Below are 14,400 nucleotides of genomic sequence, written 5' to 3'. Positions count from 1 at the left end.
TCGAAAGGTAAATGCGCCCAATGTCCGGCCAGATCGTCACCCGTTTCGCCCCCTCGCCTACCGGCTACCTGCATATCGGCGGCGCGCGCACGGCGCTGTTCAACTGGCTCTATGCACGTGGTCGCGGTGGGAAGTTCCTGCTGCGGATCGAGGACACCGACAAGGCGCGGTCGACACCCGAGGCAACGGCAGCGATTCTCAAGGGACTGGGCTGGCTGGGGCTGGATCATGACGGCGACGTGGTGAGCCAGGCTGCGGGTGCCGCGCGCCATGCCGAGGTGGCGCATGACCTGCTGGACAAGGGTCGGGCCTACAAGTGTTTTTCCACGCAGGACGAGATCGAGGCGTTCCGCGAGGCGGCGCGGGCCGAGGGCAAATCCACCCTGTTCCAGAGCCCGTGGCGCGATGCTGATCCGGCCGCTCACCCGGATGCCCCTTTCGTGATCCGTCTCAAGACCGCAACCGAGGGCAGCACGGTGATCCGCGACGAGGTGCAGGGCGATGTGACCATCCGCAACGATCAGCTGGATGACATGGTGCTGTTACGCTCGGACGGCACACCGGTCTACATGTTGGCAGTTGTTGTCGATGACCACGATATGGGCGTGACCCATGTGATCCGGGGGGATGACCACCTGAACAATGCGGCGCGCCAGATGGGAATCTATACCGCGATGGGCTGGGATGTGCCGGTCTGGGCGCATATCCCGCTGATTCACGGGGCTGATGGCAAGAAGCTGTCGAAACGCCACGGTGCGCTTGGAGTCGATGAATACCAGGGGATGGGCTACCCGGCAGCGGGCATGCGCAATTATCTGGCCCGTCTCGGCTGGAGCCACGGCGATGACGAATTCTTTACGGATGATCAGGCAAAAGAGTGGTTCGACCTGACCGGCATCGGCAAATCGCCAGCGCGGTTCGATTTCAAGAAGCTGGAGAATCTCAGTGGTCAGCACATCGCCATCGCAGAGGATGCTGCACTGCTGCATGAATTGCAGGCGTATCTGCAGGCAGCGGGCCACTCTGCCTTGACGGAAGCGCAAGCGAACGGGATGTATCGTGCGATGTATTGCCTCAAGGAGCGGGCGCGGACCTTTCCGGAACTGATTGAAAAGGCACACTTTGTTCTGGCCAACAGGCCGCTGGACATGGAGGAGAAAGCGAATGCCCAGCTGGACACGGTATCCCGTGGTATACTGCAATCGTTGACGCCGCAGTTGCAAAATGCTAGCTGGACCCGCGACGAGCTTGAAGCCGTCACATCCCGAATTGCAGAAGAGCACGGGACAAAATTCGGCAAGCTGGCGGGCCCGATGCGGGCGGCGCTGGCAGGTCGGGCCGTGACGCCGAGTGTGTTCGATATGATGCTGATCCTGGGGCGCGACGAAACGCTCGCCCGCCTGACAGACGCAGCAGCCACGGGATCCGCCTGACGCCTTGACGGCGCGCAGTTCCGAGGCTTGGTATAGCTGGCACCGGGCGCAATGTCCGGGGCAATGAGACGAAGGGACCACGTATGTCTGACACCTCTAAAACCGCGCATCTTACGATTGGCGATTCCACCTATGAACTGCCGATCTACACGCCCTCCACCGGGCCGGACGTGATCGACATTCGCCAGCTCTACAGCCAGGCGGGGGTGTTCACCTACGATCCCGGCTTCACGTCCACGGCGGCCTGCGACAGCACGATCACCTTCATCGACGGTGACAAGGGCGAATTGCTGCACCGCGGCTACCCGATTGACCAGTTGGCCGAGAAATCGCACTATCTCGAAGTGTGTTTCCTGTTGCTTTACGGATACCTGCCCAAGGCTGACGAGCTCGAGAATTTCGAAAAGACCATCACGCAGCACACGATGATCCACGAGCAGATGCACAACTTCTTCCGTGGGTTCCGCCGTGATGCGCACCCGATGGCCACGATGGTGGGTGTGGTCGGAGCGATGTCGGCGTTCTATCACGACTCGACCGACATCAATAACCCGCGCGAACGCGAGATCGCGTCGCACCGCCTGATCGCCAAGATGCCCACCATCGCGGCGATGGCCTACAAGTATTCGATCGGTCAGCCCTTCGTGTATCCGCGCAATGACCTCGATTACGCTGCGAATTTCCTGCACATGTGCTTTGCGGTCCCGGCCGAGGAATACCAGGTCGATCCGATCCTCGCCCGCGCGATGGACCGTATCTTTACCCTGCATGCCGATCACGAGCAGAACGCCTCGACCTCGACCGTGCGTCTGGCGTCGTCCTCGGGAGCCAACCCGTTCGCCTGTATCGCCGCTGGCATCGCCTGCCTCTGGGGTCCGGCGCATGGCGGTGCGAACCAGGCCTGCCTCGAGATGCTCAAGGAAATCGGCACGCCAGACCGCATCCCGGAATACATCGCCCGCGCCAAGGACAAGAACGACCCGTTCCGCCTGATGGGCTTTGGCCACCGCGTCTACAAGAACTTCGACCCGCGCGCGACGGTGATGAAGCAGTCGGCAGACGAAGTGCTGGATCTGCTGGGTGTCGAGAACAATCCGGTTCTGGCCACTGCCAAGGAACTGGAAAAGGCCGCGCTTGCCGATCCCTATTTCGCCGAGAAAAAGCTGTTCCCGAACGTCGATTTCTATTCGGGCATCATTCTTGAGGCGATGGGATTCCCGACTTCCATGTTCACGCCTGTCTTTGCGCTGAGCCGGACTGTCGGCTGGATTTCCCAGTGGAAGGAACAGCTTGCCGATCCGCAGATGAAGATCGGCCGCCCGCGTCAACTCTATCAGGGCGAGACGATGCGGGATTACGTGGATATCGAGAGCCGCTGATTTGAAAAAAAAGGCCGCCTTTGGGCGGCCTTTTCTTCCGTAGCCTCAGGATCGTACCGGTTTGGTGAAACCGGTCAGGCCCGCTAGCGCCCTTCGTACTGCGCCGGGCGCTTTTCGAGGAACGCAACGACCCCTTCCTTGAAATCGCGGGTCTGGCCGCACTGGCCCTGCAGCTTGGCCTCAAGCGCAAGCTGATCTTCGAGGTCATTGTCGAACGACGCGCGGATGGATTGCTTGACGCGCTGATAAGCGGCGGTCGGCCCCTTGGCGAGGTGCAGGGCGCGGGATTTCCAGTGATCGGCAAAGCGCGTGTCCGACACAGCCTCGTAGATCATGCCCCAGTCATCCGCCTGACGTGCAGTGATCTTGTCGGCGAACAGCGCTGCCCCCATCGCCTTGGCCAGCCCCATCTGACGCGGCAGGTAATAGGTGCCGCCCGCGTCCGGGATCAGACCGATCCGGGTGAAAGCCTGCAGGAAGAAGGCAGATTCGGTGGCGATCACCACATCTGCGGCCAGTGCAAGGTTGGCCCCTGCCCCGGCAGCCGCGCCGTTGACCGCGCTGATGGTGGGCACCGGACAGTCGTAGATCGCGCGCAGCATCGGCACGTATTCGTCGCGCAGGGTGCGTTCCAGATCAAGGTTGGCTGCATTCGCCCGGTCGCCCAGGTCCTGCCCAGAGCAGAAGGATTTGCCAGCGCCGGTCAGCACGACGACCCGTGCCGACTTGCCACCCGCCAGCACCGCGTCGGTGATTTCGGCCCGCATCTGGGTGTTGAGGGCGTTCATCACCTCTGGGCGGTTCAATGTGACAATGGCCACGTCGTCGGTGATGTCAAAGCTGATGGTGTCGTAATTCATGCGCCGGGCACTCCTGATGATGCTTGCGGCATCAAACACAAGAGCACCCCGTTTGGCAAAGCCGAACGCCGCGTCACGATTCTTTGAGGATCTCGTTCAATCGCGCCGTTTCTTCATCGGACAGCGTTGTCTCGGTCGGCGTTGACGCCTTGGAGCGGCTGCGCACGTAGCTCACACCGATGCCGAGCGCGAGCAGGAACAGCGCAGGGCCGGAGAGCCACAGGATGATGTTCCATCCATCGGTCCGCGGCTTCATCAGGACGAATTGGCCATATCGCTGAACGAGGTAGTCCAGAACCTCTTCGTTGGTGTCGCCCTCTACAAGCCGTTCACGGACCACGAGGCGCAGTTCACGAGCGAGGTCGGCATTGGATTCGTCGATGCTTTCGTTTTGGCAAACGACGCAGCGCAGCCCTCTGGACAATTCCCGCGCACGACTTTCAAGTGCGGGGTCTGCCAACATTTCGTCCGGCTGGACTGCAAAGGCGGGTGTCGCCGCAGGAACGGCGACACCAAGACACAGGATCACGGCGAGGCACCGCAACGCGTAGGACAGAGGTTTCATTCCGCTGGAACCCCCTGCGGTGTCGGTTGATGCCGTGCGCCCGCCGCGACGCGATAGCGGCGGTCCGTCAAGGAAATCAGACCCCCCAATGCCATGAGGATAGAGCCCGCCCAGATCCAGTTCGCAAGCGGCTTGATGTAGGTGCGCATCACCCGGCCGCCCTCATTCTGCTCGTCTCCGATCACGACATAGATGTCGCGCAGGAAACGGTAGTCGATTGCCGCCTCGGTCGTGGGCATCTGGGCCACAGGGTAGTTGCGCTTTTCGGGGTTGAGGACCGCGATCTCTTCCCCGTCCTGACGGACAATCACGTCCCCCATTGTCGAGAAATAGTTCGGTCCACGCACCTGATTGACCGCAGTCAGTTCCAGTTCGAAATCACCGACCTGGAACGGTTCCCCGATCTGCGCCACACGGATGTCTTCCTCCTGCCAGGCCATCAGACCGGCGACGCCGACCAGGGTGATGCCAAAACCGATATGGGCCGTTGCCTTGCCCCAGTCAGAGCGCGGCAGACGCCAGAGGCGCGACAGGTCGCGGGTCTGGCCGGTACGGTTGATGAGATCGACCACCGCGCCCGAGATGACCCACGCTGCAAGGAACACGCCAACGGGACCGAGCAGGCTGGTGCCAGTCTGCATCGTCCAGAACAGGCCCAGAAGCAGCAAGCTCAGGATGAACGCCGGAAAGAGCTGCTTCACGGCGCGTTGCACCTTGGCCCGCTTCCAGCTCAGCATGGATCCGAGCGGCAGGAGCAGCCCAAGGACCACCATGAACGGTGTGAACGCCATGTTGAAGAAGGGCGGTCCAACACTCAGCTTGGTGTCGAAGAACATCTCGGCCACGACGGGCCACATGGTGCCCACGAACACGACAAAACAGCTGACCGCGAGGATCACGTTGTTCGCCACCAGCGCGCTTTCGCGGCTCGCCACGCCGAAGACACCCTTGGCCTCCATCGTCGTTGCACGGATCGCGTAGAGCGTCAGTGCGCCACCGGTGAAGAATACCATGATCATCAGGATGAACACACCGCGTTCGGGGTCATTGGCGAAGGCATGGACCGAGGTCAGCAGGCCTGAGCGCACGATGAACGTGCCGATCAGCGAGAACCCGAAAGCAAGGATCGCCAGCAAAATGGTCCAGCTCTTCAGCGCCTCGCGCTTTTCCACAACAATGGCGGAGTGCAGCAGCGCGGACGCCAACAACCACGGCATGAAAGACGCGTTTTCGACCGGATCCCAGAACCAGAAACCGCCCCAGCCAAGCTCGTAATAGGCCCACCATGACCCCAGCGCGATCCCGATAGTCAGGAAGACCCACGCCGCAAGTGTCCACGGGCGCACCCACCGGCCCCAGGCCGCATCGACACGGCCTTCGATGAGGGCGGCAACAGCAAAGCTGAAACAGATGCTCAGACCCACATAGCCGAGGTAGAGGAACGGCGGATGAAAGGCCAATCCGGGATCCTGCAGCAGCGGGTTGAGATCCTGCCCGTCAAAGGGCGGCACCACGAGGCGCGTGAACGGGTTGGACGTGAAGATGATGAAGGCGAAAAACGCCACCGCAACAGCTGATTGCACCGCAAGAACGCGTGCCCGCAAGGTGGGCGGAAGGCCTTTGCCAAACCACGCTGCCATCGCACCGAAGAGCGTCAGAATCAGCACCCAAAGCAGCATCGATCCTTCGTGATTCCCCCACACTCCGCTGATCTTGTAGATCAAGGGCTTGGCGGAATGGCTGTTCAGCCACACGAGCCGCAGCGAGAAATCGGATGTTACGAAGGCATAGGTCAACGCAACGAAGGAAAAGCCCGTCAGCAGGAATTGCACGGTCGCAGCCGGTTCGGCCACGGCCATCCATCCCGGCCAGCGTTTATGCGCGCCCACCAACGGGACAACGGATTGCACGATCGCGACAAGGAACGCGAGGATGAGGGCGAAATGACCGAGTTCTGTAACCATGGGCCAGAGTATAGGCGTAGGATCCGCAACGGCCAACGGGTTTCGACCTTTTGCGCGGTTCACATTGTCGCAAGCGGGTTCCGTCGACGCAAACCCCGGACGTGTCGACGCATCCGGACCCTCTCAACGGCGCTGGTGCCGCCACTCATCCAGCGCGGCATTGCCATCTGCCTGTGGTTCGCCCTGCGGCCGTACGGGTTCGGACAGCGTCGGCTCCGGCGGCGCCACCTGCGCCATGCGCGCCACCAGATCGCGTTGAAACTCCTGCCCTTTTGCCTGATGCCGCGCCCCGAAGTAAAAGCTGACGATGGCCCCCAAGAGCCACCAGAGCGGGTCCGGCACCAGCGCAAGACCCACCATGCGGGCGGAAAACCATACCGGGTCGACCATCGCCGCCACGAACAACCCCAGTGTCCCCAGCGCCATCGCCGGGCGCGGCACCCGGTTGAGCGCGTCCATCAGCCGGTCGAACGATCCGCGCTGCGGCGCATAGAACTCGGCCGCGAACTGGCTGAGCGACGCCCCCTGACGGTCATGATCCCGCAGCGCCTGTGCTTCGGCATTGGGGCGGAACACCTCGACCGTGTCGCGCAGCACGTTGCGCCCCGAGCCGAAGACCAGCGAAAATACCTGTTCGATCAATCCCATGATGACACCCTGTGTTGAAACGCGGCCGGCGTCAGATGATAGCGGGCATCGATGAACGCCTCGGCGCGCGTGATCCAGCCACCTTTTCCTCCGCCTCGGCTGCGCGCGTACTTGCGGCTCGCCGGGCGACGGTCGGCAAGGTCGAAATAGTAGTTCCGCCGCTCGATCCCGTAAGCATCGACCATGTGGTCCGGCGCGCTGGCATGGGCCCTCGCCGTGGCCGCGATGGTCCTGGGGCCGATCGCCCCGTCCACCTCCACCGCGAATCCCATCTTTCGCAGGAGGCGTTGCAGGATCTTCACCGCATTCGCACCTGCATTCACATACATATCGAACACCGAGGCCTGCAGCGGTTCAGGCAGGTCCGCGATTCGCGGACGCACGTAATAATGATCGACAAAAATCTGGATCGCCCGTTCGCGGCTCAGACGCTGCACATCGGAGCGCGTCACCTGCCCGTCCCCAGTGAGGTCCAGCCCCAGACGCCGCATCGTGTGGATCGTCACGCCGTGATTGGTGGCACCACCCGGATCGTCCGGGTCATCGACATAGCCGCCCTCGCGCGCCACGATTTCCTGTGCGATGGCCCGCACCCGCTGGTTCTGCCCTTGCATCTGCCGCCCCCGATTGCCCTGCGGCGCAAAGACTGCAAAGCTGTGGTTAACCAAGTCACAAACCGGCGCACGGTGCAGGAGAAACCGCGTGGAACACTCTGATCTGACACGTAAATCTGCACAGGATATCATCCGTCATCTGGACCTATTGCCGCATCCCGAAGGCGGGCACTACCGCCAGACATGGATCGCGGACGAAGCCGGTCGCCCGTCAGGCACCAGCATCTATTTCCTGCTCGGCGCGGGGGAACGCAGCCATTGGCACAAGGTCGATGCGACCGAGATCTGGCATCACTATGCCGGTGCGCCGCTGATCCTGTCGCTGTCGGAACGCGACACCGGCCCTGCGGTCGACCATGTTCTGGGTCCAGACCTGTTTGATGGCCAGAGCCCGCAGATCATCGTGCCGCCGAATCACTGGCAAGCGGCACAAAGCACCGGCGCATGGAGCCTTGTGGGCTGCACGGTCAGCCCTGCGTTCAGCTTTGACGGCTTCACCCTTGCGCCGCCGGGGTTTGACATTCCGCGCGCCGGTTGACAGAGCGCTTGCATGACAGACATCCCGTATCTCACTCCGCTTTCCCCTGACCAGCAGCGCGCCATCGGTGTGACCGAGCCGTGGCCGCTGGCGCTGGCCGACCGGGTGCGCTTTGCCGAGCTTGATCCGCTCAACCACGTCAACAATGTCGCCTACCTGATCTGGTTCGAAACGGCGCGCGTGACCTATTTCAAGCGTGTTGGCATTTCGACCTATGCCGATAACGCCGTCGAGCCGCGCATCGTGATCCGGCGCGGCGAAATCGACTGGCTGCAGGAGATGCGCGCAGACGAGGATTACGTGATCCTGACACGTGCCGTCGATTACCGGACGAGCAGCTTCACCCTGCAACAGGAAATCCGCGCAGGTGGCACGGTGCGGGCAACCTTTACCTGCGTGATCGTGCTCTTGCAGCCCGATGGCAGCGGGCGCATGCCGATCCCGCCCCATGTCTTGGAAGTGTTTCACCGGATCGACGGCGTCGAAAAGCGCACCTAGGCGCCGACACGATCTCAGGAATACCGCTTCACATAACCCAGCAGCGCCTGCGTGCTGCCATCCTTGCCATCCGAGTGCGCATCGCCACTGACCAGCGGCCCCAGCGAGGTCGCGAGTTCCTTGCCCAGTTCGACGCCCCATTGATCGAACGAGTTGATGCCGAGAATCACTCCCTCGACAAACACCCGATGTTCATAAAGCGCAATGATCTGGCCCAGCACCTCGGGCGTGAGTTTCGGCATCATCAGCGTCGTCGAGGGTCGGTTGCCCGGAAACACCCGGTGTCGCGCCTGCCGTTCCAGTTCGTCCCCGCTCAGGCCCTTTGCTGCCATGATTGCCCGTGCCTCATCCAGCGACCGGCCGCGCATCAGCGCTTCGGATTGGGCAAGACAATTGGCGATCAGCAACTCGTGATGATGGCGCAGGTCGGGTTCGTGCCCTTCGGCGGCCACCAGGAACTCGCAGGGGATCACCCGCGTGCCCTGATGGATCAACTGGTAGAACGCGTGTTGCCCGTTGGTGCCCGGCTCGCCCCAGACAACGGGACCGGACTGGACCGGCAGGGCCGTGCCATCCATCGCGACCGATTTGCCGTTCGATTCCATCTCGAGCTGTTGCAGATAGGCCGGCAGCCGCGACAGCCTGTTGTCATAGGGCAACACCGCACGGGTGGCATGGCCAAGCCCCTGATTGTGCCAGATGCCGACAAGCGCCAGCATAACCGGCATGTTTTCGTACAACGCGGCAGACCGGAAATGCCGGTCCATCGCCTGACCGCCGCGCAGAAAGGCGCGGAACCCGTCCGGCCCGATGGCGATCATCAGCGACAGGCCAATCGGCCCCCACATGGAATAGCGCCCGCCGACCCAATCCTCGAACCCCAGCACGCGCTCCGGCGGGATACCCCACTCCGCTGCGGCCTTGGCATTTGACGACAACGCGATGAAGCGTCCGTCGGGGTTGACACCGTGATCCTGCAGCCACGCCCGCGCGGTGCGGGCGTTGGTCATGGTCTCAATGGTGGTGAAGGTCTTGGAGGCGACGATGAACAATGTGGTTTCCGGGTCACAGCCACGCAGCGTGTCGGCAATGTCGGCGGCATCGACGTTCGACACGAAATGGCAGCGCTGCCCGTCGCGGTAAGGCGCCAGCGCCAGATAGGCCATCGCGGGTCCAAGGTCCGACCCGCCGATGCCGATATTCACCACGTCGGTGAACGCCGCGCCCCGCACCTCGGTGGCCAGAGCGTCCATCCGGGCCAGCGTCTCCAGCACATCCGGCATCACGTCCTCACCGTCGACCAGCACCGGATCGCCATCCAGATTGCGCAGCGCTGTGTGCAGGACAGCGCGGCCTTCGGTTTCGTTGATCGTGTCGCCGGTGAACATCGCGGCGCGCCGCGCGTCGACCTCTGCCGCTTTGGCCAGCCCGATCAGCACATCGCGGGTCGCGGCGTCGATTTGCGTCTTGGAGTAGTCGAAGAGCAGGTCAAGCGCGGTCACGCTGAACCCTGCGGCCCGATCCGCATCGGCCTCGAACAGGCCAAGGATCGACCGGTCGCGGCCCGCGTCCGCCGCCGATTTCAGGACATCCCACATCGCCTTTACTCCGCCCAATGAACCGTTGCGTCGTCCAGAACCGCGTTGATCGGCGCGTCCTCGGGAAGCTTGCCCTGCGCGGCCTCCAGCGCATCGCGCTTGTCCTGACCGAAGATCAGCACATGCTTGCGCATCGCGTCGTTGAGCACCCGCGCGCTCAGCGTGATGCGGGGCTCGGGCGCGCCCGGCGCGCGCATGGGAACGAGGATCGGCGCGTTCGCGTCCAGCGCAATGTCCAGCTTGTCCGCCCCCGGAAAGATCGACGCGGTGTGCATGTCTGTGCCCATGCCCAGAAGCACAACCGCCAGTGGCAATTTATCCGCAATCTGCGATTCAAGCTCGGCCAGCACCTCTTCGGGTTCATGCGCCGGGATGTAGAGCGGCAACAGGCGTGCGGCTGCCGCGCGTTCGACCAGCAGGCGGTCGCGCACCAGTAGCGTGTTCGACCGCGCGTCGTCCTCGGGCACCCAGCGTTCATCGGTCAGCATCACGTCCACGCGATCCCAGTCCAGATCGGCGGCGCAAAGATCGTCGAACACCGGCCCCGGCGACGTGCCACCGGGCACCGCAAGCACCACGCGCTCTTCATGGCCAAGGATCATGCGCAGATCGCCCGCCAGCTGGTTGGCGAGATCCATCGCCAGCATTTCACGGTCGGGATAGGTCTGAAAATCATAGCTCATGGCTTCACCTCGCGCCATTTGCGCCCGTCCCGATGCATCAGCATCAACGCATCCTCGGGACCGGAGCTTCCGGGGTCGTAAGTCTTGGGGACATCGTTGCGCGCTTGCCAGGCTTCGATCAAGGGGTCTGTCCAGGCCCAAGCCGCCTCGACTTCGTCGCCTCGCATGAAAAGCGTCTGATTGCCGCGGATCACGTCCATGATCAGGCGCTCATAGGCATCGGGCGCCTCTTCGGCTTCCGGGCCCAGCGCCTCGGCGAAACTCATGTCCAGCGGCACATCCAGAAGACGCATGCCCCCCGGTCCCGGCTCCTTGATGGTCACGTCGAGCGTCATGCCCTCGTTCGGCTGCAAGCGGATGGCCAGCACGTTACGGTGTCGCCCGGCATCGGCGCCAAAGATCGAATGCGGCGCTTCCTTGAACACCACGGCGATTTCCGAGGCCCGCGCCTTGAGCCGCTTGCCGGTGCGCAGGTAGAACGGCGTGCCCGCCCAGCGCCAGTTCGAGATATGGCACTTCATCGCGATGAAGCTCTCGGTGCGCGACTTGGGGTTTTCCACGTCTTCGCGGTAGCTTGGTCCGTTTTCACCACCGCCATATTGACCCCGCACGATGTGATGCCAATCGACCGACTCCAGCGCGCGGATCACCTTGAGCTTTTCGTCCCGCACCGCATCAGGATCGAACTTGGCGGGCGGCTCCATCGCGATCAGGCACAACAGCTGCATCAGGTGGTTCTGCACCATGTCGCGCATCGCGCCGGAATTGTCATAATAGGTGCCGCGCCCGCCGACACCCACGGTTTCGGCAACGGTGATCTGGATGTGATCGACATATTGCGAGTTCCAAAGCGGCTCGAACAGCATGTTGCCAAAGCGCACCGCCATCAGGTTCTGCACCGTTTCCTTGCCGAGGTAATGGTCGATCCGGTAGATCTGGGTTTCGTGAAAATGCTGCGCCAGTGTCGCGTTCAGCGCCCTAGCGGTCTCGAGGTCGTGGCCAAACGGCTTTTCGACCACGATCCGGCTCTCTGGCGTCGCCATCCCGAAGCGGTGCAGCCGTTCCGCCAGATCACCGAAGAGCGACGGTCCGACCGAGAAATAAAAGGCACGCACGGTGTCATCGCGCATCTTGCCGTTCAGCTCGACCCAGCCATCGTCGCCGCGGGCATCCGTGGTGACATACGAGACCCTCTGGAGAAACGCCTCAAGCGTTCCCGCCTCGCAGGTGCCGCCACTGCCGAATTCGGCCACCGCTTCGGACACCATCTCACGATATTCATCCGACGTCATCTCGGACCGTGCGGCACCGATGATCTGCGAGCCCTCGGGCATCTGCCCGGCACAAAATCGCCGGAACAGCCCCGGCAGGATTTTACGTCGCGCGAGGTCTCCGGTTCCGCCAAAGATCACAAGGTCAAACGGGTCAACGGGAATAACGCGGGAAACCATGGCGCGGTCCTTCCGATTCTACTTTGCTCAGCGCCTTGTTAGCGCTAACGAGCCGGATGTAAACTTATTTCGCTTCATGTTGGTCCAGTCTAACATCCATATGTGACGCTGCAATCAGGTTGCCGAAAGGACTGGCAAAGCCCCGCGCTCGCGTATCAACTTGCTTGATCCCGCGAGACCTGCATGTCACCACCTCGCGCATCAAGGAGACGCGTATGGCACCCCGCAAAATCATCATCGACACCGATCCCGGTCAGGACGACGCGGTCGCGATCCTGCTGGCCTTCGCCTCGCCCGAGGATCTGGACGTTCTGGGCATCACCGCCGTTGCAGGGAACGTGCCGCTGCCCCTGACCGAAAAGAACGCGCGGATCGTCTGTGAACTGGCTGGCAAGCCTGAAACTCTTGTGTTTGCGGGCTGTGACGCCCCCATCGCGCGCAAGCTGGTGACGGCTGAACATGTGCATGGCAAGACCGGGCTCGATGGCCCCACACTGCCCGATCCGACGATGCCGCTTCAGGATGGCCACGCGGTCGACTTCATCATCGACACCTTGCGCAGTGAGCCTTCGGGCACCGTCACACTCTGCCCTCTTGGTCCCTTGACCAATATCGCCGTGGCGTTGCAGCGCGCCCCGGACATTGCCGGGCGCATTCAGGAAATCGTGCTGATGGGTGGTGCCTATTTCGAGGTGGGAAACATCACGCCGGCCGCCGAGTTCAACATCTATGTCGATCCCGAAGCGGCCAAGCTGGTCTTTGGCTGCGGCGCGCCGATCACCGTGATGCCGCTTGATGTGACCCACAAGGCGCTGGTCACATCCGAGCGCAACAACGCCTTCCGCGCTTTGGGTACGCCTGTGGGCATTGCCGTGGCCGAGATGACGGATTTCTTCGAACGGTTCGACAAGGAGAAATACGGCAGCGCAGGCGCCCCGCTGCATGACCCATGCGTGACCGCCTACCTGATCCGGCCCGAATTGTTCACCGGACGGCACATCAATGTCGAGATCGAGACCGGCTCTGATCTGACGCTGGGCATGACCGTGGCGGATTGGTGGGGAGTCACCAAGCGCCCCGCCAATGCCACCTTCATGGGCGAAATCGACGCCGACGGGTTCTTTGCTCTGCTCACCGAACGGCTTGCCCGGTTATGAGGTCCCTGCATCTCGCCGCACCCGAGGATTTGCCACGCCTGCTGCCGCTGGTTGCCGCGTTCCACGAACATCAGGGCTTCGGCACATCGCCCGAGCATCAGCACGACGCGATCCTTCCCTTGCTTGAGGGCAGCCCGTATGGCGCGGTCTGGCTGATCGGTCCACGCCGCGCGCCGGTGGGCTATGTGGTTGTGTCCTTTGGCTGGTCGGTTGAATATGGCGGGCTTGATGCCGTCGTGGATGAATTGTTCGTCCGCAGCGCCGTGCGCAATCGCGGCATGGGGTCGGATGCGCTCAACGGCTTGGCGAAGGCGCTCAAGGAAGGCGGCATCCGCGCACTGCATCTGGAGGCCAATCAGACCGACGACACCCTCAAGCGCTTTTACAAGCGCAGCAAGTTCGTCACCCGCGAAGGCTATGCCTACATGTCCCGCGAGCTGTGACCCTCAGCCGATCGACGACACCACGATGATCATCAGGATCGAATAGAGCATGATGCCCCCGCCGATCAGCCAGATCGGATAGTTGCGTCCAACACTGGCCTTGGCCAGTTCCTTGGCTTGGTAGATCAGGTCCGGCCACGTGTAGCTGACGAAATCGCCCTGAGTGAAGATCACGAGGATCCGGCCTTCGTCATCAACGACAGGAAGGCGGCGAAACCGGTCATTCGACATGATGCGCAGCCAGTCCACGACATCATCATTCGCCCGCGCCATCCGCGGATCCTTTGTCATGATGTCGCTCAGCTTGGTGGTTTTCGCGTCCTTGCCCGCGTTCACCAGTTTTTTCATCACGTCACGCTCCGTGGCGATCCCGATGACCCTCTCGTCCTTGTCGACGATCACCACAGAGCCGAAATTCTTTTCGCTCATCTCGGCCACGGCCTCTGCCACCGTGGCGGTGGGCGCGAAACACAAGGGTTTCGGTTTCGATGCAAATTCCGGGCGATCCTTGAGCTTCATGCCATATGTGTTCGAGGCGACCATGCGCGCGACTCCTTTTTTCAGCCTCC

The 14,400-nt window shown here is 62.3% G+C and carries 15 protein-coding genes; 6 read left to right on the top strand and 9 right to left on the bottom strand.

Going from position 1 to position 14,400, the window contains the following annotated elements; genetic code table 11:
• Nucleotides 1–20 precede the first annotated feature (20 nt).
• Complete coding sequence (gltX, locus tag IEV82_RS08860) at nt 21–1,433, top strand: glutamate--tRNA ligase (RefSeq protein WP_188481653.1); 1,413 nt, start codon at nt 21–23, stop codon at nt 1,431–1,433.
• Nucleotides 1,434–1,516: 83 nt separating this feature from the next.
• Complete coding sequence (gene gltA, locus IEV82_RS08855; RefSeq protein WP_188481652.1) at nt 1,517–2,812, top strand: citrate synthase; 1,296 nt, start codon at nt 1,517–1,519, stop codon at nt 2,810–2,812.
• Nucleotides 2,813–2,895: 83 nt separating this feature from the next.
• Here gltA and IEV82_RS08850 read toward each other — a convergent pair whose 3' ends face one another.
• From IEV82_RS08850 to IEV82_RS08830, 5 genes are all read right to left on the bottom strand, one after another.
• Complete coding sequence (locus IEV82_RS08850; protein ID WP_188481651.1) at nt 2,896–3,672, bottom strand: enoyl-CoA hydratase-related protein; 777 nt, start codon at nt 3,670–3,672, stop codon at nt 2,896–2,898.
• 73 nt (nt 3,673–3,745) lie between these two features.
• Entirely contained in the window at nt 3,746–4,237 is a 492-nt protein-coding gene (locus tag IEV82_RS08845) for a cytochrome c-type biogenesis protein (RefSeq protein ID WP_188481650.1), read from the bottom strand.
• A complete protein-coding gene (locus tag IEV82_RS08840; RefSeq protein ID WP_188481649.1) occupies nt 4,234–6,201 on the bottom strand; it encodes a heme lyase CcmF/NrfE family subunit in 1,968 nt (655 codons plus the stop codon). The genes IEV82_RS08845 and IEV82_RS08840 overlap by 4 nt, the downstream gene beginning before the upstream one ends.
• 123 nt (nt 6,202–6,324) lie before the next feature.
• On the bottom strand, nt 6,325–6,849 hold the full coding sequence (locus IEV82_RS08835) for a holin family protein (RefSeq protein ID WP_188481648.1): 525 nt from the start codon (nt 6,847–6,849) through the stop codon (nt 6,325–6,327).
• Nucleotides 6,840–7,463 carry a holin-associated N-acetylmuramidase gene (locus tag IEV82_RS08830; protein WP_188481647.1) on the bottom strand — a complete coding sequence of 208 codons (624 nt, stop codon included), beginning with the start codon at nt 7,461–7,463 and terminating at the stop codon, nt 6,840–6,842. Before IEV82_RS08830 ends, IEV82_RS08835 begins: the two co-directional genes overlap by 10 nt.
• An 88-nt stretch (nt 7,464–7,551) precedes the next feature.
• On the opposite strand from IEV82_RS08830, the gene IEV82_RS08825 reads away from it, so the two are divergent.
• Entirely contained in the window at nt 7,552–8,001 is a 450-nt protein-coding gene (locus tag IEV82_RS08825; RefSeq protein ID WP_373285196.1) for a cupin domain-containing protein, read from the top strand.
• Nucleotides 8,002–8,013: 12 nt separating this feature from the next.
• Nucleotides 8,014–8,499, top strand: a complete 486-nt coding sequence (locus tag IEV82_RS08820; RefSeq protein WP_188481645.1) for an acyl-CoA thioesterase — start codon at nt 8,014–8,016, stop codon at nt 8,497–8,499.
• Between the two features lie 14 nt (nt 8,500–8,513).
• On the opposite strand, the gene pgi is transcribed toward IEV82_RS08820, so the two are convergent.
• The 3 genes from pgi to zwf are packed head-to-tail and all read right to left on the bottom strand — an operon-like array spanning nt 8,514 to nt 12,231.
• Nucleotides 8,514–10,097, bottom strand: a complete 1,584-nt coding sequence (gene pgi, locus IEV82_RS08815; RefSeq protein WP_188481644.1) for a glucose-6-phosphate isomerase — start codon at nt 10,095–10,097, stop codon at nt 8,514–8,516.
• Nucleotides 10,098–10,102: 5 nt separating this feature from the next.
• Nucleotides 10,103–10,780: a 6-phosphogluconolactonase gene (gene pgl, locus IEV82_RS08810; protein ID WP_188481643.1), complete on the bottom strand. Its 678-nt coding sequence runs from the start codon at nt 10,778–10,780 to the stop codon at nt 10,103–10,105.
• Nucleotides 10,777–12,231 (bottom strand): glucose-6-phosphate dehydrogenase, encoded by a 1,455-nt coding sequence (zwf, locus tag IEV82_RS08805; protein ID WP_188481642.1) that lies wholly within the window; start codon nt 12,229–12,231, stop codon nt 10,777–10,779. The genes pgl and zwf overlap by 4 nt, the downstream gene beginning before the upstream one ends.
• Before the next feature lie 215 nt (nt 12,232–12,446).
• Between zwf and IEV82_RS08800 the strand changes: the two genes are divergently transcribed.
• Nucleotides 12,447–13,388, top strand: coding sequence for a nucleoside hydrolase (locus tag IEV82_RS08800; protein WP_188481641.1), 942 nt, complete (start codon nt 12,447–12,449; stop codon nt 13,386–13,388).
• Nucleotides 13,385–13,831 (top strand): GNAT family N-acetyltransferase, encoded by a 447-nt coding sequence (locus IEV82_RS08795; RefSeq protein WP_188481640.1) that lies wholly within the window; start codon nt 13,385–13,387, stop codon nt 13,829–13,831. Before IEV82_RS08800 ends, IEV82_RS08795 begins: the two co-directional genes overlap by 4 nt.
• Before the next feature lie 3 nt (nt 13,832–13,834).
• Here IEV82_RS08795 and IEV82_RS08790 read toward each other — a convergent pair whose 3' ends face one another.
• Complete coding sequence (locus IEV82_RS08790) at nt 13,835–14,374, bottom strand: CBS domain-containing protein (RefSeq protein WP_188481639.1); 540 nt, start codon at nt 14,372–14,374, stop codon at nt 13,835–13,837.
• Nucleotides 14,375–14,400: the final 26 nt, after the last annotated feature.

This window comes from Marivita lacus, assembly GCF_014637725.1.
Taxonomy (GTDB): Bacteria; Pseudomonadota; Alphaproteobacteria; order Rhodobacterales; family Rhodobacteraceae; genus Marivita; species Marivita lacus.
This window is presented reverse-complemented; position numbering and strand designations above follow the sequence as displayed.